Origin of the sequence: Gordonia sp. JH63, from assembly GCF_009856645.1 — a bacterium.
Taxonomy (GTDB): Bacteria; Actinomycetota; Actinomycetes; order Mycobacteriales; family Mycobacteriaceae; genus Gordonia; species Gordonia hongkongensis.
This window is the reverse complement of sequence record NZ_CP047235.1, coordinates 4,862,119-4,887,018: the sequence shown is the minus strand read 5'-3', so window position 1 is coordinate 4,887,018 and position 24,900 is coordinate 4,862,119. Positions and strand designations below refer to the sequence as shown.

Below are 24,900 nucleotides of genomic sequence, written 5' to 3'. Positions count from 1 at the left end.
CGAGAGGGGTTCATCGTGGACTTCGCACTGCCCGAGTCGCTGACCGACTATCTTGCCGAACTCGATGCCTTCATCGAGGCGGAGATCATTCCCCTCGAGCAGACCGACGACAACATCCGCTTCTTCGACCATCGGCGCGAGGACTCCCGAACAGACTGGGAGCGTGGTGGTTTGCCGAACAAGGAGTGGGAAGCTCTTCTGGGAGAGGCGAGACGACGCGCGGATGCGGCCGGCCACTTCCGCTACCCCTTCCCGTCCGAGTTCGGTGGTCGGGACGGATCGAACCTGGCGATGGCGATCATCCGCGAGCACCTGGCGTCGAAAGGTCTAGGGCTGCACTGCGATCTGCAGAACGAGCACGCCATCGTCGGCAACAACATCGGGCTGCTCCTCATGCTCGAGTACGGCACCCCCGAGCAGCGGGAGGAATGGGTGGAGGGCCTGGCCGCGGGTACGAAGTTCTTCGCCTTCGGCATCACCGAACCCGACCACGGCTCCGACGCCACGTGGATGGAGACGACTGCCGTCCGCGACGGCGACGACTGGATCATCAACGGCGAGAAGACGTGGAACACCGGTATCCACGCCGCCCATCGCGACATCATCTTCGCGCGCACCAGCGGCGAACCGGGCGAGGCCCGCGGCATCACGGCGTTCCTCGTCGACCCGCAGGATCCGGGTTTCGCCGTGGAGGAATATCTCTGGACGTTCAACATGCCCACCGACCACGCGCACATCACGCTGCGGGACGTCCGGGTGCCGAACTCCGCGGTGTTCGGGGCGGAGGGAGCCGGCCTGCAGGTCGTGCAGCACTTCTTCAACGAGAACCGCATCCGGCAGGCGGCCTCCAGTCTCGGTGCCGCCCAGTACTGCGTCGACCGTGCGGTGGCCTACGCCAACGAGCGCGCGCCGTTCGGCAAGAAGCTCTCGACGAACCAGGCGATCCAGTTCCCGCTCGTCGACCTGCACACCCGGTGCGCGATGATCCGGGCGCTGATCCGCGAAACCGCCTGGAAGATGGACACCTACGGGCCGTTTGCCGCGTCGGCCGAGGTCTCCATGTGCAACTACCAGGCGAACCGGCTGTGCTGCGATGCCGCCGACCAGGCGATGCAGGTGTTCGGCGGACGCGGATACTCGCGGCACGAGCCGTTCGAACACATCTACCGGCACCATCGGCGCTACCGGATCACCGAAGGCGCCGACGAGATCCAGATGCGACGCGTCGCCGGATACCTGTTCGGTTTCATGTCGGGAAAGGCACCCAAGGGAGTGCAGTCGTCCTGAGTAGGCTGACCACATGATCGCGGTCATCATCATCGTGGCCACCGTGGTGGTTGCCCTGTTCATCCTCGGCGGTGCCGCCTGGTTCGCGTACGACTCGGACAAACGGGTGCGCACCTTCGCCCGATCCACCGACCTGATTCCCGGCCGACCGGGTCGGGCGCCGGAGAGCTGGGCCACCGACAACACCCGGGAAGCACTGCTGCATCGGCGCATTCGGTACGCGATCGCCGACGTGCATGCCAACCCGGCGATCCCGCACGACGACGAACTCGTCGCGGCACGCAACCGCCTCGACGACGCGGTCTTCGAACTCGACGACCGGCTCATCGCATCGGTGGACCTCGGTGGCGAGGAGGCGACCGAAACCCTCGACCGAGCCGAAGCCGGGATCAAGGACCTCGAGAAGCTGCCGAAGAAGCTATGGGAGGCCCCCCGCGAGGAACAGCTCGCCGACCTCGACCGTGTCGCCCGAGTGCTGTCGCGCGGCTGACGGTCAGATCACCGTCGGCCGTGGCGGCGGGTCCGGCTGCGGGGGAGACGGCTGTGGGTCGGGAGCCGGCGGCGGGGTGGGAACGGGAATCGGCGGCTCCGGTGGCGGCTCCGGGATGGGCTCGGGCGCCGGCACGGGCTCGGGCGGAGGTGGGGGCGGCGGGACCGGTTGACTCATGTGCGGACTCCTCTCGACGCGAATGTCTGGTTCGCCTGGTTCGTCCTGATGATTCCTTCTCCGACGCTACGCCCGTGTCGGAAGACCGGCCAGCGGGCGACACTCACGGGCCCGCGAGTTCCAGCAGTGTGCGCACGGTCCGCAGGTTGCGGCCGGTGCCCTGCACGCCCAGGCCGCGCGCGATGACCGGTGCGGTCAGCCTCGAGCGCCCAGCCCCGTCGGCGTAACGGATGTGTAGGTCGGACCCGACGACCCGGACCGCATCGTCGCCGAAGTCCCTGCGTTCGAACGCGGTCACCTTGTCGCGCGCCGGTTCGCCGGTCAGGAAGTAGACGTAGGAGTACTTGTCGTCGACGACGTCGAACGGATGCGCCTCGAGCGCGGCCCGGACCTGTTCGGGCGAGCGGCTGATGACCTCCCGGAACCAGCCGTAGCGATCCTGCAGCGAGGTCTCGAGCGCGCGGTCGAACCGCTCGGGATCCGCGGGCGGCGAACAGATCAGGTTCCCCGACGCGATGTAGGTCGAGACCTCCGTTGCCCCGAGATCGGCTGCCAGCTCGCGTAACTCGGCCATGGGTAGTTTTGCACCGCCGACGTTCACCGCGCGGATCAGCACGATGCGCGGGCTCACAGACGTACCTTCGACAGGTCGGTCCGAACCAGCATCACGTTGTAGTCGTCCCACCGGGAGACGACGAAGTAGAGGTCCCTACCCGACGATCGAGGGTGGATGTAGGGCGTGTACAGACCGCTGGACTGCTTGTGCGAGACGAGCACCCGCTCGCCGCTCCACGGACCCACGGGTGACGGCGACGTGCGCATCACGATCGTCCCCGACCGCTCGGTCAGCATGATGAACCGGCCGAGGAATGCGTTGTACGCCACGGACATCTCGCCGACCGGGCCGGCGACGATCGGCGTGGCCTCGGCCGGATTCGACGACCAGCCCGTGCCGCCGCGAAAGTACTGGTACCGGTCGAGGTTCAGGATGTCGGCGGGCCGGAAACGGGCCACGTGAGCAGAGCCGAAACGCCCATTCGGGGTGCCGTACTGATAGATGTACTCGCCACTCCGGAGGAAGGCGCCCATCTGGAACCGGTTGTGGCCACGCGTCACCTGGGGAACGCCCGGGATCGTCAGATCGGCATTCCAGCGAAGGGTGTTGTTGTCGACGGTCCAGGTCTGACCGTTGTTGTACGACACGGCGATTCCCGAATAGTTGGTGTTCCAGCGGCCTGGGCCAAGCCACCGGTGGATCGACATGAAACTGACGAACTGCGTGCCGTTGATCGAGATCCCGCCGGTGGGAATCCGCCCGACCTCGATGTTGCGCACCCCGACCGCGTTGAACATGGGTTGCGCCCACGTCGGGTGGGCCGGTGTCACCGAGGCGCCCGACCGGACCGATCCGGGTACGGCGTTCGGGAATCGGATTCCCTTGGCGAGGTCGGAAGTCGCGTCGCTGCGCAGCATCGTGTTGTGCTTCCAGGCCATCTGCCCCGCGCATCGGCCCCAGGTGTCGCCGAAGGCCATCAGGATCTGACCGGAGCCGTTGTCCCACGGCACGCCGACGTCGGTCGCGGTGATCCCGAAACGGGTGTCGGTGCGGGCGGGACTTCGGGGACCGGTCACCCAGGAGATGGCCTTGCTGGCGCCGGTGAGCTTCGGGAGCGGTCCCTGCGGCTTCTTCCCATCCGCCCGATAGCTGCCGAAGTCGAGACTGCCCCAGCCGAGCTCGCTGGAGCCCGAACTGCCGGTGCTGCCGACATCGCCCCCGGTGATGCCGGTGGCGTTGCAGACCGCGGCTTCGGCGGGTGCGGACACAGCGGCGAGCAGGCCGCCCGTGAGGGCGACAGCGGCAACGGTCGAGAAGATGCGGCGGGCCGGACGCATGGACGCACCCCCAGAAGAAACGACAAGTGGTGTCAGTGTTGCAGAAGTGTCAGCTGGGAGAAGCGTCGATGCCAAACCGAAGCCGGTGCGTGACCCGGGAGGAGCGAGCTTGCGAGCCTTCCTCCTGCTCCCTGAGGAGCGAGCTTGCGAGCCTTCCTCCTGCTCCCTGAGGAGCGAGCTTGCGAGCGTCACGAAGGGTCTTGGTGAGTCGGGTTGCGAAGACCCTTCGTGACGCGCCCTCCGCAAGCTCCGGGCGCTCCTCAGCCTGAATCCGTGGAAGGGGTTTCAGGTGGGGTGGGTTGGGGCGCGTGATCGCCTGATTAGGTTGTGGGCGTGTGGTATTCGCTGACCTGTGTCAGCTTTTTCACTGGGGTTCCTTGGTGGTGGGTGGGCGGGTGTGGTTGGTAGGTCAGGGAGTATGCACTGCGGTCCATAGGGTGGTGAAGGCGTGTTGGGTGGGCCAGTGTCGGGGTAGGTGCAGGACCGGGGTTCGTGCTGGTCGGGCTAGTCGGGCGGGTATCGCGATGAGTGTGCGGCGCAGCGTAGCGCCCCGCGCGGCCCGCAGTTTGGGGGTGTTGGTGAGTGCGGCGAGGGTGCGCATCAGGTTGTGGCTGATCGCGGTCAGTGCCAGCCAGGCGGCGTTGGCGCCGAACCGTCCGGAGGGCAGATGGGCCAGCGGTCCGTCGATGAGGTCGGCGAACACGGTTTCGATGATGGCGTGGCGGCGGTGGGTGAGGTCGGCGGTGACGGTGTCGTCGGTGGTGTTGGTGAAAAACGAGTGGTACCGCCAGGCGGGCATCAGGGTGTCGGTGCCGGCGGGGTGGTGGGCTGTGACCCGACGCACGATCAGTCGGGCGGTGACCGGCTGGGTGGAGTCCGGTTGCACGGTGTAGGTGGTTTCGGCGACTTCGGCATCAGAGATCAGTTCGCCGGTGTCGGGGTCGGTGACCGCCCCGGGATAGTGCACCGGCGTCCAGGCGTCGTCGCCGATCGCGGTGATGGCGCGGGTGATCGCGGTGTTGGTGCGCAGGACCAGCGAGAACGTCGCTGCGAGGCGTTGGCAGGTGCGCATCACCGCGGCGGTGCCATAGGCGGCGTCGCCGCGGACGGTGATCTCCCCACTCGCCCCACAGCGGCGTGCGGTGGTCAGGGTTTCAGCGATCATTCTCGCTGCCCCGTTTCCGGAAGCGGTGCGCCCGGCCCGTAGCCAGGCGTTGCCGATCACCGGTGCATACCCGGGCGCGGACAGGGTGGTGACCTGCGGGGACAACCCTTTGCGCAGCAGTTCACGCCCGGCGATTTTGGCGTGCCCGTAGGAGCCGCCTTCTTTCTGGTAGCCGTAGACCGGGCGTAGTAGCGAGTCGATATCGACAAACACCCGGGACCCGTCGGTGGGCAGCAGACCCGCCGTGGCGCACATCGCCGGCAAGGTGTGGGTCATCACGGCGTTGAGTTGCCGGGCGTGGCCGGGGGTGAACTCGCGTAGGGTTTGTCCGATCGTGGCTGGGGCGTACACGCGGTCGAACAGACGGGTATGCCCACCACTACGGACCATCCCGAGGTCGTCGATACTGTCAGCGCCGCAACACAATCCGGCGACCACGGTCAATAGTTTCGCCTCGAGGTTTGCCCCAGCGGAGGCGACCTGGGTGGTACCGAGATCGACCCGGTCGCCCAGCGATGCGGCCAACCCGGTCGACTCAGCCACTCTCATGACCGCTACCAGCCCGGCGTGCGACACCAGGTTGTCGTCGTCGAACATGGCGGACGTGGCGGAGAACCTATGCGATACTTTCACTGAAAGTGCCTTCTGAGCTGGAATGTTTTGTGTCTCAACACCACCAATCATTCCAGCTCAGAGGGCATTTTCACGTTATCGACACCCCGCACCCATCCACGGATCCAGGCTCAGGGAGCAGGGGGGGTGACGCGCCCTCCGCAAGCTCCGGGCGCTCCTCAGGGAGCAGGGGGGGTGACGCGCCCTCCGCAAGCTCCGGGCGCTCCTCAGGGAGCAGGGGGGTTGACGCGCCCTCCGCAAGCTCCGGGCGCTCCTCAGGGAGCAGTGGGGGAGTTGCTTCTCTTGGATCGCGGCGCCCAGCGGATCAGCGGCGGGTGGCCACCGCGAACGTGCGGCGGAAGGGTAGGACCGTGCCCCATTCGCGTCGGGGATAGGCCTCGGCGAGGCGTTGCTTGAGATCGGCGACGAACTGCACCCGGAGTTCGTCGGACAGCGCTTGCATGTACGGGCGGGCGCCGGTGCCGGACATCCAGTCGAACACCGGGTCCTGGCCGTCGAGCACGTGGAAGTAGGTCGTCTCCCAGGCGTCGGCGTGGTAACCGCGGCCGGCGAAGAACTCGAGGTACATCTCGGCGTCGAGTCGGGGCAGTGCCCGCAGGTCGCCGAAAGCTCCCAGATACGGCTCGGTCGCGGCGAGATCGGCGAGGACAGAGTGGGTGGGGGAGTCCGTGTTGTTGGGCACCTGCAGCGCGAACGCGCCTCCGTCGGTGAGGTGGCCGAGCAGTCGGTCGATGACGTCGAGGTGGTCGGGTACCCACTGAAACATCGCGTTGGAGATCATCAGGTCGACCGGCCGGTGAGGCGTCCACTGCGAGACGTCGGCGGCGTCGTAGTTGGCATGCGGATCGGTGTTGTCGCGGATCGCGCGATCGACCATCTCCGCCGAATCGTCGATGCCCAGGATCTCCGCCGACGGCCAGCGTGCCCGAAGGTGCTTGGTGAGATGACCCGGTCCGCAACCCAGGTCGATCACCGACAGCGGGTCGGTCGGGATCTGTGCGATGAGGTCGAGAAACGGACGCGCACGGACGTCAGCGAACTGCAGATAGCGTGTCGGGTCCCACACAACCATGACTCCACCCTAACCGTGAGCCTGCGATCGGGGGTCGCGGCTGCCGTAGGCTTCCCTGCGTGACAGCTTCCGCGAACCAGGCAACCGATGGCACCTCTGCAGACCCGGCGGCCGGCTCGGCCGTCGTCGAGATCTCGACCGACGGTGCCTGCCTGGGCAACCCGGGCCCGGGTGGCTGGGGCGCGGTGCTCCGCTACAAGGGCACCGAGAAGCGGATCTCCGGGTCCGAGCCGGACACGACGAACAACAAGATGGAGCTCACGGCCGCCATCGAGGGTCTGGCGGCACTGACCAGGCCGTCGACCGTCATCATCTACACCGATTCGACCTACGTGCGCAACGGCATCATGAAGTGGGTCAACGGCTGGCAGGCCAACGGCTGGAAGACCAAGGATCGCAAGCCGGTCAAGAACGCCGATCTCTGGCGTCGTCTGGTCGAGGAGGAGAAGCGACACCAGGTGGAGTGGCGCTGGGTCAAAGGGCATGCCGGCGATCACTTCAACGAGATCGCTGACGAACTCGCGACCACCGCGGCCCGATCGGTGGCCCGATGACGCCGGTGGCGGTGGCCGTCGAACCCGTCCGCGACGAGCACCTGGTCGCCGCGATCGAAGGTGCGGGCGGCCGGATCGTCGGTCTCGACGAAGCCCGGGTGCTGGTGTGGATCGGGCCGCCCGGGGAGTTCCCGGAGCTGCCGGACGCCGTCGAATGGGTGGCGCTCAAGACCGCGGGGATCGAGGATTTCGTGGCCGCCGACGTCCTCGACGACCGTCGGATCTGGACCAATGCGTCCGGCTTCTATGCGGAGAACGTCGCCGAACACGCACTGGCTCTGCTCCTCGCCGGGCTCCGGCAGATCAACACCGCCGTCCTGCGCCACTGGGACAAGGAGCGGATCGACACCGCGGTCCGGTCGCTGCACGGTTCCACGGTCGCCATCGTCGGAGCCGGCGGGATCGGCGCCTCCCTCGCTCCGCGTCTTCGGGCATGTGGCGCTCGCGTCGTCGCAGTGAACCGGTCCGGGCGCGAGGTGCCCGGCGCGCACGAGGTCCGACGGTCGGATGAGTTGGATCAGCTGTGGGGGACCTTCGACCACGTCGTGCTGGCCGCGCCGTCGACGCCGGAGACGCGGCACATGATCAACGCCGAGAGCCTCGCCGCGCTACCCACGCACGCGTGGGTGGTGAACGTCGCGCGCGGGCCCCTCGTCGACGAGGAGGCGCTGCACCGCGCGCTGGTCGACGGGCAGATCGCGGGGGCGGCGCTCGACGTGACCGATCCGGAACCGCCCGCCGACGACCATCCGCTCTGGTCCCTTCCGAACGTGATCATCACCCCGCACGTCGCCAACCCGGCGTCGGGGCTGACGCGTGAGCTCGCGCCGTGGGTCGCCGAGAACCTGCGCCGATTCGTCGCGGATGAGGAACTCCTGTCCGTGGTGACCACGAACCGCGACTACTGAGACGGTGTGACCTCGGGGTTCCCCCCAGTTTCTAGAACACGTTCTCGTTTCGCGTCTCGCCGTGGCATGGTCGACGGGTGATTCTCGACAGATTCCGGATAGACGACCAGGTGGCCATCGTGACCGGCGCGAGCCGGGGACTCGGGGCGGCGATCGCGGTCGCCTTCGCCGAGGCGGGCGGCGACGTGGTGATCGCGGCCCGCAGTGAGTCCGACCTCGCGCAGGTCGCCGACCGCATCCGTGCCGCGGGCCGACGGGCGCACGCCGTCGCCGTGGATCTCGCCGATCCCGACGCCGCGGCGGCACTCGCCCAGACTGCGGTCGACGAGTTCGGTCGCCTCGACACCGTGGTCAACAACGTCGGCGGTGCGATGCCGCGGCCGTTGTTCGACACCAGTCCCAAGCACCTGCGGGACGCCTTCGACTTCAACGTCGGCAACGCGCACGCGCTGGTCGTCGCCGGCGCCAAGCAGATCCTCGCGACCACGGGCCAGGGGTCGATCATCAACATCACCTCCGCGGTCGGCCGCGTGCCCGGACGCGCCTATGCCGCCTACGGCACCGCGAAAGCCGCTCTCGCGCACTACACCCGCATCGCGGCGATGGATCTGAACCCGAAGATCAGGGTCAACGGCATCGCGCCGGGTGCCATCCTGACCTCGGCGTTGGAGATCGTCGCCGGCGACGAAGGGATGCGCACCGAGGTCGAGACCTCCACGCCGTTGCACCGCCTCGGTGATCCGGAGGACATCGCCGCGGCGGCGCTCTACCTGGCGTCGCCCGCCGGTGCGTACGTCACCGGCAAGATCCTCGAGGTCGACGGCGGGATCATCGCGCCCAACCTGGATCTCCCGATCCCGGACCTCTGATCGACCCGGAACGTTCAGTCCGAGCCGCGCTCCAGCGCGCCGGCGATCTGCTGTTCGAGATGTGCGGCCGCCACCCGGGGAACGTCGATGATGCCGTCTAGCTCGGCGCGGACCTTCTTGTAGGCGGCCTGCCTCTCGGCCGGCGTGGCGCCGGTGTCGGCGGCGACGTTGATGAGTTTGCGCGCCCGGTCGAGCGCCTCGCGTTCGATGGGGGAGAACCCGGTCTGCTTGCGACGCCGCGCCTCTCGCTCGGCGGCGTCGAAGGCGGCGGCGTAGTCGCCGACCGCATCGCGGTACTCGGCGAAGTCGGCTGCGGACATGGAGGCCTCGGCCGTGCCGGCGGCGGCGGAATCCGATTCGGACCGTAGATCATCCGCGCGGACCCGGGCCCGGTGGAAGGCCAGCGTCAACGGTTCGCGCATGTCGGTCATCAGCGGGAACTCGATCAGAGTCGCGAGATCGAGTTCGTAGGCGAACCACTTCTCGTTGAGCGCGTTGTGCTGCTTGCGGACCCGGCGCAACTGGTCGGCCGAGGTCGTCGTGAGCTTCAGCTGCTCGATCTGGGCGTTCGCCTTGATCCGGGCGAGCTCGATCTTGTCCTTGCGTCGCTTCTCGTTGTACTTGCCGATCGAACCGGCCCACCCGCCGACGACCGCGCCGACCGGGAAGATCAGCCACCAGTAGCTCTCGGCGAAGTCGACGATCTCGTTCACGGCTCAACTGTACCGAGAGAAGGCCGAGGTCATTAGGGTGAGCACATGGCCGACCCGGACGCGCCGAAGCTCAGCCTCGACACCGTCGAGGCCTGGCGAGAGTGGTTGCGCGACAACCATGAGGCCTCGCCGGGGGTGTGGCTTGTGTTCTGGCGCAAGGGTTCGGGCCGGGAACCGCTCGACTACGACGAGTGCGTGCGCGAAGCGCTGTGCTGGGGGTGGATCGACGGTCACACCCGTGTGATCGACAACGACCGCCGCGGCATGTGGTTCACCCGGCGCGGTCGCAACAGCGGATGGTCGGCGTCGAACAAGGCGCGGGTCGCCGACCTCGCGGCCGCCGGCCGCATCCAGCCCGCCGGCCAGGCCGTCATCGACGACGCTCAGGCCCGCGGCCTGTGGACGCTGTTCGACGACGCCGAGGCGCTCATCGAGTCGCCCGAACTCGCCGCCGCCCTCGACGCCGATCCCGTCGCGCGGGCCAACTGGGACGCGTTCCCGCCCAGCGCGCGCAAGTTCGGGCTGTCGCAACTGGCGATGGCGGAACGACCGGAGACCAAGACCAAACGCATCGCCACCATCGTCGAACGGGCGGCGCGCAACGAGCGGCCGGCGTGACCCTTCGTGACGCGCCCTCCGCAAGCTCCGGGCGCTCCTCAGGGAGCGGGGTGGGACGCGCTCTTCTTGCTTCCTGAGGTGCGAGCGAAGCGAGCCTACTTGTGCTCCCTGAGGTGCGAGCGAAGCGAGCCTTCTTGTGCTCCCTGAGGTGCGAGCGAAGCGAGCCACGAAGGGGCTCGCAAGGTGCCTTACCAGGCCCTTCGTGGCTCGTCGCTATCGCTCCTCGCACCTCAGGGACCAATGGGTGTGTGGCGCTTTCCGATCAGGGAGCGGGGTGGGGACGCGCTTTTCCTGCTCCCTGAGGTGCGAGCGAAGCGAGCCTTCTTGTGCTCCCTGAGGAGCGAGCTTGCGAGCGTCACGAAGGGTCTCAGCCCGCCTCGATGGCCCCGGTGAACTGGCTTTCGTACAGCCGGCAGTAGGCGCCGCGGGCCGCGAGCAGTTCGTCGTGGTTGCCCTGCTCGACGATGTGCCCGTCTTCCATGACGACGATGACGTCGGCGTCGCGCACCGTGGAGAGCCGGTGGGCGATGACGAAACTCGTGCGATCCGACCGCAGATTGGCCATCGCCTTCTGGATGAGCAGCTCGGTGCGGGTGTCGACCGAGCTCGTCGCCTCGTCGAGGATGAGGATCGTGGGCCGGGCGAGGAAGGCCCGCGCGATCGTGATGAGCTGCCGCTCACCGGCACTCACGCCACCGCCCTCGTCGTCGAGCACGGTGTCGTAGCCGTCGGGGAGGGTGCGCACGAAGTGGTGGACGTGACTCATCCGGGCGGCGTCGAGCACCTCCTCTCGCGAGGCGGTGGGATCGCCGTAGGCGATGTTGTCGTAGATCGTGCCGCCGAACAGCCACGAGTCCTGCAGCACCATACCGGTGCGCTCGCGCAGGTCGTCGCGCGTCATGTCCGTCGAGTCGACGCCGTCGACCCGGATGACGCCGGAATCGACGTCGTAGAACCGCATGATCAGGTTGACCAGGGTGGTCTTGCCCGCGCCGGTCGGGCCGACGATCGCGACCATGTGCCCGGGGCGCGCCACCAGGCTGAGATTCTCGATCAGCGGCTTGTCCTCGACGTAGCGGAAGGAGACGTCGTCGAACTCGATGAGTCCCTTGTCCTCGGCGGGCGTCTTCGGATTCGCGGCGTCGGGCGACTGCTCGTCGGCGTCCAGGATGTCGAAGATCCGCTCGGCGGAGGCGACACCGCTCTGCATCAGGTTGATCATCGAACCGATCTGCGTCAGCGGCTGCGTGAACTGGCGCGAGTACTGGATGAACGCCTGCACCTCACCGAGACTCAGCGAGCCCGACGCCACGCGCAGACCACCGACGACCGCGACCGCCACGTAGTTCAGGTTCCCCAGGAACATGATTGTCGGCATGATGACGCCGGAGATGAACTGTGCGCGCCAACTCGACTCGTACAGTTTCTCGTTGCGCTCGTCGAAGGTCGCCTCGATCTCGCGCTGACGGCCGAAGGCGGTCACCAGCTCATGCCCGGTGAAGGCCTCCTCGACCTGAGCATTGAGCGCGCCCGTCGACGACCACTGGGCCGAGAAGTGCGGCTTCGAACGCTTCGCGATGATGCCGGTCGCGATGATCGCCAGCGGCACCGTGGCCACCGCGATGAGCGCCAGCAGCGGCGAGATCCAGATCATCATGATCAGCAGCGCGATCACCGTCAGCACCGAGTTCGCGAACTGGGAGATGGTCTGCTGCATGCTCTGCGACAGGTTGTCGAGATCGTTGGTCACCCGGCTCAACAGCTCGCCGCGCGGCATCGTGTCGTAGTAGCGCAGCGGCAGGCGATGCACCTTGGCCTCGACGTCGTCGCGGAGCCGGCGGATGGTGCCGACGACGACGATGTTCAGCAGGTACCCGGCGAGCCAGGCGAGCGCCGAGGACACCACATACAGCACGAGGGTGATCAACAGCACGCGACCGACGGCGCCGAAATCCACTCCGACGCCGGGGGTCACGTCCATCGACGAGACCATGTCGGCGAACGTGTCGTCTCCGCTCTCGCGGAGCCCGGCCACCGCCTGTTCCTTGGTGAGCCCCTCGGGCAGGGTGCGGCCGATCACGCCGTCGAAGACGAGGTCAGTGGCGTAACCCAGCACGCGGGGCGCGATCGCGATCAGCACGACCGAGCCGACCAGCGACGCGAGGGTGACCGTCATCAGCAGTCGGTACGACGCGAGCTGTGCGACAACGCGTTTGACCGACGGCCAGAACGAGCGAGGCTTGGATTCGGGTCCGGCCGCCATCGGCGGGCCTCCGGGCCGGGTCATGAGCGCTCCTCCATCGCCATCTGCGATTCGACGATCTCGGCGTAGGTCGGGCACGACTGCCGCAGGTCGTCGTGGGTACCGAGCCCGACGACCCGGCCGCGATCGAGCACGACGATCTGCTCGGCGTCGACGATGGTCGAGATGCGTTGCGCCACGACGATGACCGCGGCGTCGCGGGTGGCGGGGCGCAGTGCGGCGCGCAGCCGCGCATCGGTGGTCAGGTCGAGCGCGGAGAACGAGTCGTCGAAGAGGTAGATCGCGGGCCGCCGGATGAGGGCGCGTGCGATCGCCAGGCGCTGCCGCTGCCCGCCGGAGACGGTCGTCCCGCCCTGGGACACCTTGGTGTCCAGACCGTCGGGCATCGCGGACACGAAGTCCTCCGCCTGCGCGATGCGCAGCGCCTCCCAGATCTCGTCGTCAGTGGCGTCGGCCTTACCGTGCAGCAGGTTCGAGCGGATGGTTCCCGAGAACAGGTACGGCCGCTGGGGCACCAGACCGACGACCGACCGGAGCTCGTCGGGATCGAGCCGCTTGACGTCGGTACCGCCGACCCGGACCGTGCCGGAGGTCGTGTCGATCAGCCGCGGCACCAGCCCGACGAGGGTGGTCTTGCCCGACCCCGTCGAGCCGACGATCGCGGTCGTGGTGCCCGGCTCGACGCGGAAGTCGATGCCGCTCAACACCGGGTCGTCGGCGCCGGGATAGCGGAACTCGGCGGCATCGAACTCCACCGTACCGGGGTGGGTGGCGAAACCGACCGGTTCAGTCGGCGGATGGACCGAGGTGTCGGTGGCGAGGACCTCGGAGATGCGTTCAGCGCAGACCGCCGCGCGCGGGGCCATCATCGCCAGGAACGACGCCATCATCACCGACATCAGGATCTGCATCACGTAGCTCATCACCGCGGTCAGTGCGCCGATCTCCAGCGAACCGTCGGAGACCGCGTGCCCCCCGAACCAGATCACCGCGACGATGGTGACGTTGGTGATCACCATGACGACCGGGAACATCAGGGCCATCAACCGGCCGACGTGCAGGGTCGCGTCGGCGAGGTGGTCGTTGGCGACAGCGAAACGCTTGCGTTCGTAGTCTTCTCGCACGAACGCCCGCACAACCCGGATGCCGGTGATCTGCTCGCGCAGGACGCGGTTGACGTTGTCGATCCGTTCCTGCATCGCGCGGAAGCCGGGGATCATCTTCGCGATGATGGCCCCCATCGACACCCCGAGGATGGGCACCGCGATGGCGATGACCCAGGACAGGGCCGGCGCCTCCCGGACGCCCATGACGATCCCGCCGATACACATGATCGGCGCCATCACCAGGATCGCGCTGCTCATCACGATGAGTAGCTGCACCTGCTGGACGTCGTTGGTGGTGCGGGTGATCAGTGACGGCGCGCCGAACGTGCCGACCTCGCGTGCGGAGAACGAGTTCACCCGATGCAGGAGGTCGCCCCGGATGTCGCGCCCGACCCCGAGGGCGGCGCGCGCGCCGAAGTACTGCGCGGTCACCGTCACGATGATCTGGGCGACGCTCACCAGTAACATCCAGCCGCCGATGCGCAGGATGTAACCGGTGTCCCCGCGGGCGACGCCGTTGTCGATGATGTCGGCGTTGAGGCTCGGCAGGTACAGCATCGCGATGGTCGCCAGCAGTTGCAGCACGATGACGAGCGCGACGTTGATGCGGTACCGGGAGAGGTAGGTGCGGACGAGTCGGGTCAGCATCTAGGCGCCGGGAGCGAAGCGAGCGGGCCGAAGGCAACGGTAGGCGCCGGGAGCGAGAGCCGGCCGGAGTTCACTGCGATCACCTGCGCCAGACTAGTTGCCGCTCGCAACGGACGCCGCCGAGTATCTGCCCACCGGTAATCCGCGCAGGCGGGGACCGCGGGCGGCTGCTCAGACGGTCGGCGGCTCGGTCAGCGCGACGGCTGCCTCGGCGGTGTGGGTGAGGAAGGTGAACGACTCCTGGAAGTACAGGTTCACCACGTCGGCGTCGTGTGAGTCGTAGCCGATCGACACGTCCTGGCCGATGGTCAGTTCGAAGTCGCCGCCGCGGGTGCTCATCACGAACGCGCCGCTGATCGCGGGCGCCCACACGATGTCGCCGGTGAACAGACGCTGGATGTGTTCGAGGATCGGGTAGCCGTGGTTCGACGTCTCGTTGACCTGGGTGTAGGCCTCGGCCGAGAGGGCCACCGCGTACGGACCGTCGACCGACGCCAGACGCAGTGTGCTCAGCGCCTGGCTGACCGCCTCCGGGTAGTCGCGCACGTCGGCGGGCAGCGGGATCGGGGTGGCGGCGGCCTCGGCGCGGATACCGGTGATCGACGCTGCGGCGTAACCCTCGAAGATCGCCCGGTCCTCGGCGAGCGCGAGTTCGCGCGCGGCCTCCACGACCGGGTCCCAGTCGGAGTCCTTGGCGCCGCGGTCGACGTCGTCGATGGCCTCGCGGGACACCGTGAACGGGACCTTGAGTTCCACCAGCGACTGGGTGCGCCGTTGGAAGGCAGTGATCCCCTGCGACGGTGAGTCGATCTTGGTGCGATGTCCGAGCGTCACCGATGCGGTGTCGGAGCCGAGCGGCCCGGTCACGTCGACGAGGCGACGGCCCGCGACGTTGCGCTTGAACGAGCGGGTCGCCTCCTCTTCGATCTCCGCCCAGGCCGCGTCGGAGATCGGTGCGAGTTCGCGATGCAGGTTGTTCATGGTGTCCTCCTGGTGCGGTGGTCGGAAGGGTGTCGTCAGTGCAGTGAACCGATGCCGAGCGAGCCGTCGGAACGTGTCGTCGGGGCGGGGGAAGCCGTGGGGGCGGCGTCGGGCGCGGGTGGCAGGTCTTCGAGGAAGTCGAGGGTCGGCGTGAAGAACTGCGACCCGGTGACCGCGGTGGTGAAGTCGAGGAGGCGGTCGTATGTGCCGGGTGGGTCGCCGATGAACATCTTGCGCAGCATCTCCTCGGTGACGTCGGGCGCTGCCGAGTAGGCGATGTAGAACGTCCCGTTGACACCGGCACCCGAGACGTCGCCGTACGGCATGTTGTCCCGCACGACGTCGATCTCCTCGCCGTTCTCGTCCTCGACGACGTTCAGCGCGATGTGGGAGTTCGGGGGCTTCACGTCGTCGGCCATCTCGACGTTGTCGAGCTTGGTGCGCCCGATCGCGGCTTCCTGCTCCTCGGTGCTCAGGTCGTTCCACGACGACAGGTCGTGTACGTAGCGTTGGATGGCGACGTAGCTGCCGCCCTCGAAGTCCGGGTCCTCCCCGCCGACCGTGATCGCGTCGATCGCCGCCTGTCCGATCGGGTTCTCGGTGCCGTCGACGAAGCCGATGAGGTCGCGCAGGTCGAAGTAGCGGAACCCGTGCACTTCGTCGACGACGGTGACCGCGTCCCCGAATGCTTCGGTGATCTTGGCGCCGAGTTCATAGCACAGGCCCATGTCGTCGGACTTGATGTGCACGAGCAGATCGGCGGGCGTCGCCGGGGCGGTGTGGACCTCGCCCTCGTAGGGGACGAACGGCCGCAACGAGCGGGGTCGAGGGCCGGTGAACAGGCGGTCCCACGCCGCGGAGCCGATCGACACGATCCCGGCCAGTGCCGCCTCGGGAGCCCGCGAGGACACCGCGTTGTTCAGGCCGGGGATGTCTTCCAGCGCAGCGCGAACCGCGTCTTCACCGCCGTCGTTGATGGTGAAGACGAGGAAGATCGCCGACTTCGTCTTCCGCGTCAGGATCGTCTGGGGCACCGGCACGCTGAACACACTAGCCCATGCGTACCAACCGTGGGGCAGCAGATCGTGCCGCGAATGTATAGGGCAGGCAACCCTTTTCGACGCTGACCGGTGACGGGTCAGCGGCGCGTTGTGGCCCGCGCCACCGCCCGGCCGGCGGCGCGGCCGGAGAAGATGCATCCGCCGAGGAACGTCCCCTCGAGTGCGTTGTACCCGTGGACGCCACCGCCGCCGAAGCCCGCGACCTCGCCGGCGGCGAACAGGCCGTCGAAGGCGGTGCCGTCCGGCCGCAGGACCTGGGAGTCGAGATTGGTCTCGAGCCCGCCCAGGGTCTTGCGGGTCAGGATGTTGAGCCGGACCGCGATCAGCGGGCCGTGTTCGGGATCGAGCAGTCGATGCGGCTTGGCGACCCGAACGATCTTGTCGCCGACGAACTGTCGGGCATTGGTGATCGCCATCAGCTGCGCGTCCTTGGAGAACTTGTTGCCGATCTCGGCGTCGCGTGCGGAGATGATGCGTTCGAGGTGTGCGAGGTCGAGTTCGGGGCCGCGGGCGATCTTGTTCATCCCGGCGACCAGTTCCGGGAGGTTGTCGGCGACCACGAAGTCGACGCCGTTGCGCACGAAGGCGTCGACCGGTCCCGCGGCGCCCTTCGCCAGCCGGCTCTTCGCGGCCAGCTTGACGTCCTTCGCGGTGATGTCGGGGTTCTGCTCCGAACCCGACAGCATGAACTCCTTCTCCACGATCGTCTGGGTGAGGACGAACCACGAGTAGTCGTGACCGGCCGCCAGGATCGCCTTCATCGTCGAGATGGTGTCGAAGCCGGGGAAGTTCGGCGGTGCGAGGCGGTTGCCGTTGGCGTCGAGCCACAGCGAGGACGGGCCGGGGATGATGCGGATCGCGTGGTCGGGCCAGATCGGGTCCCAGTTGTGGATGCCCTCGGTGTAATGCCACATCCGGTCACGGTTGACGATGTTCGCGCCGGCGGTCTCGCTGATCTCCAGCATCCGGCCGTCGACGTGCGCCGGGACGCCCGAGATCATCGTCTCCGGCGCGGGGCCGAGACGCTCGACGGGCCAGTTCTTGCGGATCAGGTCGTGATTGTGGCCGATGCCGCCCGAGGTGACGATGACCGACCCGGCACGGATCTCGAAGTCGCCCACCACATCCCGGTTCGACGCCTGGCCGCGTTCGGCGTCGGTCGGGGCGAGCGTGACACCCCGCACGCCGACGGCGGCGCCGTCGTCGTCGACGATGAGCTCGTCGACGCGGTGCCGGAACCGGAACTCGACGAGCCCGCGCTTCTCCGCCTCCAGGACCGGCTCGGCGAAGACCCGCACGACCTCGGGTCCGGTTCCCCAGGTGAGGTGGAAGCGGGGCACGGAGTTGCCGTGGCCGTCGGCGAACCCGCCGCCGCGTTCGGCCCACCCGACGATCGGGGTGATGCGCAACCCGAGGTCGTGGAGGTACTGCCGTTTCTCGGTGGCGGCGAAGTCCACGTAGGCGCGGGCCCACTGACGCGGCCAGTAGTCCTCGTCGTCACGGTCGAAACCGGCCGACCCCATCCAGTCCTGCAGGGCGAGATCCGCGGAGTCTTTGATGCCCAGCCGACGCTGCTCCGGCGTGTCCACCATGAACAACCCGCCCAGCGACCAGAATGCCTGCGCGCCAAGGTTGTTGCGATTCTCCTGGTCGACCACGACGACGCGGCGTCCGGCCTTGGTGAGTTCGTATGTCGCCACGAGACCCGCCAGTCCCGCACCGACGACCACCGCGTCGGCCCCGTGCTCCGCCACCGCATCTCCTCACACCGCCAAAATGACCGGGCCGGTCCCGGGACATGTGCATTCGCAGACGAGATTAGCCCCGTACTACAGCGCGATGTCGGCGTACCGGTGGAACCACGGCGCGGCGGCTTCGAGGCCCGCAGCGAGGGCGAGGAGATCGCCGTCGGCGCCGAGTCGGCCGACGAACTGCACGCCGAGCGGGAGGCCGGCATCGGTCCAGTGCAGCGGCACGCTCATCGCCGGCCGGCCCGTAAGGTTGGCGAGCTGCGTGTACGGCACCCAGCCGAGGCTCTCGTAGATGAGCTTGTCGACGATCCCCAAGCGGGAGATCGCACGGCCGGACCGCGCGCGGGCGGCCACCCGCGATGCCCGCTGCAGGACCGGCGGCGTGGTCATCGACCCGACCCGCGGCGGCGGTACCGCGAGGGTGGGCGTCAGCAGCAGGTCGTGGGTCTGATGGAAGCGGTCGAGGGCCAGGACGTGGTCGTTGATGTGGTCGAGCGCGGTGAACAGCGGGACGACGCCGGCGGCCCGGCCCAGTTCCGCCAGCGTCAGGGTGTCGGCCTCGAAGTGGGAGTCGGGAGCGCCGGTGAGGCGTCGGACCTCGTCGACCTGGGCGGCGCACTTGGCGAACCAGATGTCGAGGAAGTCGCGGGCGAGGGCGGCGTCGTCGTGCGGCGGATCGACCTCCTCGACCTGGTGGCCCAGATCGGTCAGGGTCGACGCCGCGTGCTCGACCGCGGCGACGGCCTCCGGGTGCGGATTCGCGTTGATCGCAGAGGTCGTGGTGTACCCGATCCGCAGCAACCGGGGCGGGGTCGCGATCCGGGCGCTGTAGGTCTCGGTGTGCAGCGGCGCCGGGTAGGTCGACGACGGCGTCGGTCCGATCAGGGCGTCGTACAGTGCGGCGGCATCGCGGACGGTCCGGGTCACCACACCTTCGACGCCCATCCCGAACAGCGGTTCACCGGTCTGCGGACCGAACGGCATCAGGCCACGCGAGCTCTTGAGCCCGAACAACCCGGTACACGCGGCCGGGATGCGAATGGAACCGCCGCCGTCGCTCGCCCCGGCCGCCGGCACGATCCCGGCGGCCACCGCGGCCGCACTGCCGCCCGATGATCCCCCGGGCGTCACGTCGAGGTCCCAGGGGTTGCGCGCCGGTCCCCAGAGGGTGGGTTCGGTGATGGCCTTCGCGCCGAACTCGGGGGTGTTCGTCTTCCCGAAGACGACGAGGCCGGCGTCGAGGAACCGGCGCACGCCAAAGGAGTGTTCACGGGCGATGTGCGTGGCGAGGGCGCGCGAGCCGCGGGTCGTCGGATACCCGCGGTAGTCCTGCGCGAGGTCCTTGATGAGGAACGGGACGCCGGCGAAAGGCCCGGTGAGGTCACTGCGGACGCGGGCGTCGGCTTCGGCGTCCATGCGGATCACGATGGCGTTGAGCGACGGATTGACCGCGTCTGCGCGGGCTCGTGCGAGGTCGAGGAGTTCGGCGGCGGTCACCTCGCCGGAGGCCACGTGACCGGCCAGGGTGGTCGCGTCCGCGGACAGATACTCGTCCATGTGCACGTCCCGACCCTAGTTGTTCGGGGAGCGGGCCGAGCGGACTTGACGTCGATGGCCTCGGCCGGCCCGGGCGCCCGGCCCGTCACCGGAGAATCGGACGGTCACCGTTGCCCGGGCAAACCGGTAACGGGAAGATCGAGGATGTGTGGCCCGAACAGATGAAGAATTCGCCACATGCGCCGCCTATGTACGAAATGAGCTGTTCAACGGCGAGTGCTGTGACGTGCACCACCAAAAGATGTCATCACAGGACTCGCTCTCGCCTTTGCCGAGGCGTTATCGTGCCGTTACACTTCAGCACGACGGGTACCGCTGCCCGGGGGGACCAATACAATCCCCCTACGTACGACTCCGTATGCAAGCCCGCAGTAGTACCCGGTAGGCAAGACCCGCAAGCGGCCGGCTCCGGCCGTGGTGATCCAAAGGAAAACTGACGAATGCTGACACGCGCCCGTAAGCGCCTCGTCGCCGGACTCGTGGCTCTCGTGGCCGTGTCGGGTGCGACGCTGGTCGCAGCTCCGCCGGAGGCCTCCGCGGCCAACGGTTGCAATGTCGAGTACGTCCGCTCGAACGCCATGAACCGGACCGTGCCCGTGTGCATCGTCTCGGCCGGCGGCGGCGGACCCAAGCCGACGCTGTACCTGCTCGACGGACTCCGTGCCCCGAACAACAACAGCGGCTGGCTGATCAACACCGACGTCGCCCGCTACATGGCCGGCAAGGGCACCAACGTCGCCATCCCGTTCGGTGGCGCAGGCAGCTTCTACACCGACTGGCAGACCCCCGATCCCAAGCTGGGTGTCAACAAGTGGGAGACGTTCCTGACCCGCGAACTGCCGCGGTACATGGCTGCGCGCCACGGCAGCGACAGCCGTCGCAACGGCATCGCCGGACTCTCGATGTCGGGCACCTCGGCGCTGAACCTCGCATCGCGCCACCCGAACTTCTACAAGGCGGTCGCGTCCTACAGCGGCTACCCGACGGTCACCATGCCGGGCTTCACCCAGGGCATCATGGCCTCGGTCGCGGAGGTCGGCGGCAACCCGTTCAACATGTGGGGCTTCTACCCCGCGGGCACCTGGTTCCAGAACGACCCGTTCCTGAGCGCGGGCAACCTGGCGGGCAAGAACGTCTACGTCTCGTCCGGTAGCGGTGTCGGCAGCAAGTACGACTCGTCGGTCAACCCGGCCAGCGCCAACTTCGACCCCGTCAAGTTCGCGCAGATGATCCCGCTCGAGGTCGCCGCGTCGACCTCCAGCCAGCTCTACATCGGCCGCCTCGCGCTCGTCCCGGGCGTCAAGCTCACCACCCGGATCACCCCGGACGGTGCGCACTGGTGGGACTACTGGCAGAGCACCTTCAAGGAGTCGTGGGCCAAGACCTTCCGCCCCGCCTTCTTCTGAGTCAGACCCTCTGACAAGGGCCGGTGACCTTCGGGTCACCGGCCCTTGTCGTGCGGACCCCTCCTGCTCCCTGAGGAGCGAGCTTGCGAGCGTCACCCCCTGCTCCCTGAGGAGCGAGCTTGCGAGCGTCACCCCCTGCTCCCTGAGGAGCGAGCTTGCGAGCGTCACGAAGGGTCTTCGCAACCTCTGTCGCCGACCCTTCGTGACGCGCCCTCCGCAAGCTCCGGGCGCTCCTCAGGGAGCGGGGCTGGCCGCGCCCTCCGCAAGCTCCGGGCGCTCCTCAGGGAGCGGGGTTGGCCGCGCCCTCCGCAAGCTCCGGGCGCTCCTCAGGGAGCGGAAGACACTCTGCCGCGCGCAACCCCTGCTGGCCGAGCAGCTCGTGCACGCATAGCGTGCCCGCGCGTCCGTCGAGGTCACTAGGGTAGGACTGGTTGCGGAGGGGCTTCGACTCGGCGCCTCGCTGCGCTCGGTGCCGGCTCAACCCGCGGGGGTGGGCTCGCACCTCTGCTGGCCGAGCAGCTCGTGCACGCGTAGCGTGCCCGCGCAACCCCTGCTGGCCGAGCAGCTCGTGCACGCGAAGCGTGCCCGCGCGTCCGTCGAGGTCACTTGGGTGGGCCGGGCTACGGAGGGGTGTGTCACCGCCCCTTAACCACAAACACAACACCGCGGGCGCATCCGGTGGTACCGGATGCGCCCGCGGTGGTCGTTGCGTCGCTGCTTATTCGGGCGGCGGCTGCTTGCGGAAGGTGCGCGTGGCCGAGTCGTCGGGCGGCGGCGTGTCACCGACCTTGGGGATCTGCTCGGTCGGCCGCTCCCACGGGTTGGCGCTCGCGGGTGCTGCACCGGCCGGCGGTGCGTCGCGATTGATCAGCGTGGTGTCGCGCTCGTCGGCGGGCGGTGTCGTCGGCGCCGGGGTGTCATCGACCCGGTTGTCGTCGCGGCGTCCGCGGAAGAGCAGCAGCGCGGCGGCGATCAACAGGATCACCCCGACGATGCCGAGGATGATCGGCACCCAGAAGCCGCCGACCTTCAGCTGGTCGACGTAGCCGCTGGCCTTGCTCGCCTGGTTGGAGACGGTGTCGTCGGTCCACTTGAAGGTGCCCTTCAGGGCGTCCATCCGGAACTCGCGCACCGCTTCCGGGGTGGCGTCGCTCTGGTCGGGCGACTTGAAGTACTGGTGCTGGTCCTCACGACCGTCGACGATGGTCCCGGTCTCCGGCTCGACCCACACGTGGCGGGTCGCGGCGGCGTACCGGTGCATCGTGATCGGGTCGTTCGCCCGCACTCCGCGCCCGGTGATGCCCCACCAGCGGGCAGGCATCGTCAGCATCGTGCCCAGAGCTGCTTCACCCTGCGCGTTGGGGAGGTTGGAGAGATCGGTCTCCGGGACGTCACACACGAAGTGATACGTGTTGATCCCGTCGATGGTCTCCTCGCCCTCGAACTTCGCCGCGCAGTCCTGGCGGGTGTTGAGGTCGTAGTACGGGTAGTCGCGCTGCTGCACGTCGAAACCGAACTTGTACTGGTATCCGGTGCGGTTGTCGATGGCGACCGACACGTCATTGACGTTGCCGCCCTCGGGGACCGCCTCGAGCTGCAGCGAGCTGACCGCCCCGTTGGGTGCCGAGGTCTTGCGGTTCACCGACACGCGGTCGATGGTCGCGGTCAGCAGACCGTCCTCACAGGTGCGGGTCTCGCCCGCAGCCGCGAAGCTGGGTTCGGTCTCGGTTCCCTCGGCGTCGCGCAGGCGGTCGATGCGCACGGTCTGCGCCGACTGCAGGCTCGCCTGGCGGCTGTCCGACGGTTCGATGATGATCGAGCGTCGCTGCTGGGTGAGATGCGCCTCGAGAGTGCGGGCACGATCCTCGGACACCGAGCAGCGGTCGAAGATCACCGCCGGGAAGCGCTCTCCAGTCGAACCGTCCGCCGCCACCGTGGTCGCGTCAGAGGTGATGTCCAGATCGAGCGGAACCACCTTCAACTGCGGCACGAGGTAGAGCGGTATGGCGATGGCCGCCGCGATACACGCAGCGCCGAAGAAGGCCAGCACTGCCGGCACAAAACGTCTCATGTGTGACTCCTGGAATCAGCTAATCGCTCCCACCCTAACTGTCGCGTTTGCCACAGTTGGCCACAGTCGGTCCGACATGCCGGGATTCGCGGCGGGGAGTCAGCCCTGGGCGGCTCGACGATCGCGTTCGGCCTCCTTCAGGATGCCGGCCATGTAGCCGTAGATCTCCTTGTCGGACATGGCCTTCCACCGGGGCGCCAGCAGTTTCGTGTACTTCTCGACGTACAGCAACTGCTTACCCACGAGGACGAGTTCACGCGGGAGCCGTGCGTCGTGGGCCTTGGCGACGGCGGCGAGTTGCCGCCCGAGGTCGGTGTAGGACATCGAACCGAGGTCGGTGGTCGACAGCGGAGTCGTCACCTTCTTGATGTCCTCCGCGCCCTGCGACGTCGAACCCGGCTTGTGGACGGCGCCGAGGAGGAAGATCGCCCGGCCGGCGGACTCGTAGTCCCCGCGGACCACGAGGTCGACGACGAGCTGGCGGAGTATGCGCCGGGTGCGCGGGGTGAATCGCCCGACGATGCCGAAGTCGAGGAGGACCAGCTTGCCCGCGTCGTCGACGAGGACGTTCCCGGCGTGCAGGTCCCCATGGAACAAACCGCCGTGGAATGCCGAGTCCAGCAGGGACAGCAGAAGGTTGCGGCACAGCGCGACTCCGTCGTGGCCTGCGGCGCGTACGGCCGCGACGTCGTCGATGCGGATGGCGTGGATTCGTTCCATGGTCAGCACGCGCTGCGTCGTGAAGTCGTCGTAGACGTGCGGCACGCGGACTCGGTCGCCGTACGGGCCCGGTTGCAGGCAGGCGAACCACTCGCGCATGGTGTCGGCCTCGATGCGGAAGTCCAGTTCGGCGTCGAGGCCGGCCGCGAAGTCCTCGACCACGTGCCGCGCGCTGAGCATGCGCCCGTACTCGGAGATCTCGGCAAGGCCGGCCAGGCGCTCGAGGATCGCGACGTCCGGGGCCAGGCGGTCGGCGATGCCCGGGCGCTGGATCTTGACCACCACCTCCTCGCCGCCGTGCAGGGTCGCGGTGTGCACCTGGGCGATCGACGCCGACGCGATGGGCACCGGATCGAAGGTGGCGAAGACTTCCTCGGGTGCCCGGCCCAGTTCGGCGATGAACTGTGCACGCATGAGTGCGGGGTCGGCGGGTTTCACGCGGTCCAGGAGTGATTCGAACTCGGTGGACATCGACTCGGAGAAGACGCCGGGACTCGAGGCGATGAGCTGGCCGAGCTTCACATAGGTCGGACCCAGGTGTTCGAACGTGGTCCGGATCTCGTGCGCTACGCGGGCGGCGCCGGGTGGGCGACCCCGTAGGGCGTCGCCTGCCGTGTGGAGGACGAAGCGTCCGACGCCCGCAGCCGCGTGAGCGGTGGTCGTCCCGAATCGCGTGAGCTCGGCGATCGGGGACACCGGGTGCAACTGCGTGCGCTGACCGTCGTCGACTGAGCTGTTGATCGTCACCGTCGGTCATTGTAACGATCTTCGGCGGCGAATCCAGTGCCATAGGGCGACGGCGGATCGCCTACGCGGCCCTGCGACGTGCTGTTATGGCGATGCGGCGGGGTCGGCGGGCACACTGGCCACATCGGACACATGCATCGGCCCGCATCTGTTCGTGTCAGTCCGTTGGTCTCGCTCGGGCCTCTTCCGTTCACGGGGTGTGCCCGGTGG

Annotated in this window: 20 protein-coding genes; 7 read left to right on the top strand and 13 right to left on the bottom strand. The window is 68.0% G+C overall.

Features of this window, described 5'->3' with window-relative positions:
* The first annotated feature begins 15 nt into the window (after nucleotides 1-15).
* Nucleotides 16-1,287 carry an acyl-CoA dehydrogenase family protein gene (locus GR168_RS21655; protein ID WP_058252783.1) on the top strand — a complete coding sequence of 424 codons (1,272 nt, stop codon included), beginning with the start codon at nucleotides 16-18 and terminating at the stop codon, nucleotides 1,285-1,287.
* A 13-nt stretch (nucleotides 1,288-1,300) separates the two neighbouring features.
* Nucleotides 1,301-1,777: a hypothetical protein gene (locus GR168_RS21650; protein ID WP_065629435.1), complete on the top strand. Its 477-nt coding sequence runs from the start codon at nucleotides 1,301-1,303 to the stop codon at nucleotides 1,775-1,777.
* Between the two features lie 280 nt (nucleotides 1,778-2,057).
* Here the strand turns inward: GR168_RS21650 and GR168_RS21645 are convergent, their stop codons facing one another.
* The 4 genes from GR168_RS21645 to GR168_RS21630 all read right to left on the bottom strand — a co-directional run bounded on the left by GR168_RS21645 (nucleotide 2,058) and on the right by GR168_RS21630 (nucleotide 6,717).
* Complete coding sequence (locus GR168_RS21645; protein ID WP_159371653.1) at nucleotides 2,058-2,585, bottom strand: DUF1697 domain-containing protein; 528 nt, start codon at nucleotides 2,583-2,585, stop codon at nucleotides 2,058-2,060.
* Nucleotides 2,582-3,847, bottom strand: a complete 1,266-nt coding sequence (locus GR168_RS21640; RefSeq protein ID WP_159371652.1) for a DUF4185 domain-containing protein — start codon at nucleotides 3,845-3,847, stop codon at nucleotides 2,582-2,584. Before GR168_RS21640 ends, GR168_RS21645 begins: the two co-directional genes overlap by 4 nt.
* A 409-nt stretch (nucleotides 3,848-4,256) precedes the next feature.
* On the bottom strand, nucleotides 4,257-5,645 hold the full coding sequence (locus GR168_RS21635; RefSeq protein ID WP_159371651.1) for an IS1380 family transposase: 1,389 nt from the start codon (nucleotides 5,643-5,645) through the stop codon (nucleotides 4,257-4,259).
* Between the two features lie 304 nt (nucleotides 5,646-5,949).
* Complete coding sequence (locus GR168_RS21630; protein ID WP_058252780.1) at nucleotides 5,950-6,717, bottom strand: methyltransferase domain-containing protein; 768 nt, start codon at nucleotides 6,715-6,717, stop codon at nucleotides 5,950-5,952.
* Between the two features lie 59 nt (nucleotides 6,718-6,776).
* On the opposite strand from GR168_RS21630, the gene rnhA reads away from it, so the two are divergent.
* The 3 genes from rnhA (at nucleotide 6,777) to GR168_RS21615 (ending at nucleotide 9,048) form a co-directional block, all read left to right on the top strand.
* The gene (rnhA, locus tag GR168_RS21625) at nucleotides 6,777-7,271 is read left to right on the top strand and encodes a ribonuclease HI (protein WP_058252779.1); all 495 of its coding nucleotides are present in this window, start codon (nucleotides 6,777-6,779) and stop codon (nucleotides 7,269-7,271) included.
* A complete protein-coding gene (locus tag GR168_RS21620; RefSeq protein WP_159371650.1) occupies nucleotides 7,268-8,179 on the top strand; it encodes a D-isomer specific 2-hydroxyacid dehydrogenase family protein in 912 nt (303 codons plus the stop codon). Before rnhA ends, GR168_RS21620 begins: the two co-directional genes overlap by 4 nt.
* Nucleotides 8,180-8,256: 77 nt before the next feature.
* Nucleotides 8,257-9,048, top strand: a complete 792-nt coding sequence (locus tag GR168_RS21615; RefSeq protein ID WP_058252777.1) for an SDR family oxidoreductase — start codon at nucleotides 8,257-8,259, stop codon at nucleotides 9,046-9,048.
* 14 nt (nucleotides 9,049-9,062) lie between these two features.
* On the opposite strand, the gene GR168_RS21610 is transcribed toward GR168_RS21615, so the two are convergent.
* The gene (locus tag GR168_RS21610) at nucleotides 9,063-9,761 is read right to left on the bottom strand and encodes a hypothetical protein (RefSeq protein WP_159371649.1); all 699 of its coding nucleotides are present in this window, start codon (nucleotides 9,759-9,761) and stop codon (nucleotides 9,063-9,065) included.
* Between the two features lie 45 nt (nucleotides 9,762-9,806).
* On the opposite strand from GR168_RS21610, the gene GR168_RS21605 reads away from it, so the two are divergent.
* Nucleotides 9,807-10,379 carry a YdeI/OmpD-associated family protein gene (locus tag GR168_RS21605; RefSeq protein ID WP_159371648.1) on the top strand — a complete coding sequence of 191 codons (573 nt, stop codon included), beginning with the start codon at nucleotides 9,807-9,809 and terminating at the stop codon, nucleotides 10,377-10,379.
* Nucleotides 10,380-10,746: 367 nt separating this feature from the next.
* On the opposite strand, the gene GR168_RS21600 is transcribed toward GR168_RS21605, so the two are convergent.
* The 6 genes from GR168_RS21600 to GR168_RS21575 all read right to left on the bottom strand — a co-directional run bounded on the left by GR168_RS21600 (nucleotide 10,747) and on the right by GR168_RS21575 (nucleotide 19,746).
* Complete coding sequence (locus GR168_RS21600; protein WP_078112596.1) at nucleotides 10,747-12,666, bottom strand: ABC transporter ATP-binding protein; 1,920 nt, start codon at nucleotides 12,664-12,666, stop codon at nucleotides 10,747-10,749.
* Nucleotides 12,663-14,396, bottom strand: a complete 1,734-nt coding sequence (locus GR168_RS21595; RefSeq protein ID WP_159371647.1) for an ABC transporter ATP-binding protein — start codon at nucleotides 14,394-14,396, stop codon at nucleotides 12,663-12,665. The genes GR168_RS21600 and GR168_RS21595 overlap by 4 nt, the downstream gene beginning before the upstream one ends.
* A 171-nt stretch (nucleotides 14,397-14,567) precedes the next feature.
* Nucleotides 14,568-15,377, bottom strand: coding sequence for a family 1 encapsulin nanocompartment shell protein (locus GR168_RS21590; protein ID WP_058253785.1), 810 nt, complete (start codon nucleotides 15,375-15,377; stop codon nucleotides 14,568-14,570).
* A gap of 35 nt (nucleotides 15,378-15,412) precedes the next feature.
* Nucleotides 15,413-16,417 carry a Dyp-type peroxidase gene (locus GR168_RS21585; protein WP_159371646.1) on the bottom strand — a complete coding sequence of 335 codons (1,005 nt, stop codon included), beginning with the start codon at nucleotides 16,415-16,417 and terminating at the stop codon, nucleotides 15,413-15,415.
* 98 nt (nucleotides 16,418-16,515) lie between these two features.
* Nucleotides 16,516-18,192 (bottom strand): FAD-binding dehydrogenase, encoded by a 1,677-nt coding sequence (locus GR168_RS21580; RefSeq protein ID WP_058253786.1) that lies wholly within the window; start codon nucleotides 18,190-18,192, stop codon nucleotides 16,516-16,518.
* A gap of 75 nt (nucleotides 18,193-18,267) precedes the next feature.
* Nucleotides 18,268-19,746, bottom strand: coding sequence for an amidase (locus GR168_RS21575; protein ID WP_058253787.1), 1,479 nt, complete (start codon nucleotides 19,744-19,746; stop codon nucleotides 18,268-18,270).
* A gap of 440 nt (nucleotides 19,747-20,186) precedes the next feature.
* On the opposite strand from GR168_RS21575, the gene GR168_RS21570 reads away from it, so the two are divergent.
* On the top strand, nucleotides 20,187-21,152 hold the full coding sequence (locus tag GR168_RS21570; protein ID WP_065632259.1) for an alpha/beta hydrolase family protein: 966 nt from the start codon (nucleotides 20,187-20,189) through the stop codon (nucleotides 21,150-21,152).
* A 718-nt stretch (nucleotides 21,153-21,870) separates the two neighbouring features.
* Here the strand turns inward: GR168_RS21570 and GR168_RS21565 are convergent.
* Both GR168_RS21565 and GR168_RS21560 read right to left on the bottom strand, forming a co-directional pair.
* A complete protein-coding gene (locus GR168_RS21565; RefSeq protein ID WP_058253789.1) occupies nucleotides 21,871-23,223 on the bottom strand; it encodes a DUF3068 domain-containing protein in 1,353 nt (450 codons plus the stop codon).
* Between the two features lie 99 nt (nucleotides 23,224-23,322).
* Complete coding sequence (locus GR168_RS21560; RefSeq protein WP_058253790.1) at nucleotides 23,323-24,690, bottom strand: AarF/UbiB family protein; 1,368 nt, start codon at nucleotides 24,688-24,690, stop codon at nucleotides 23,323-23,325.
* Nucleotides 24,691-24,900 lie beyond the last annotated feature (210 nt).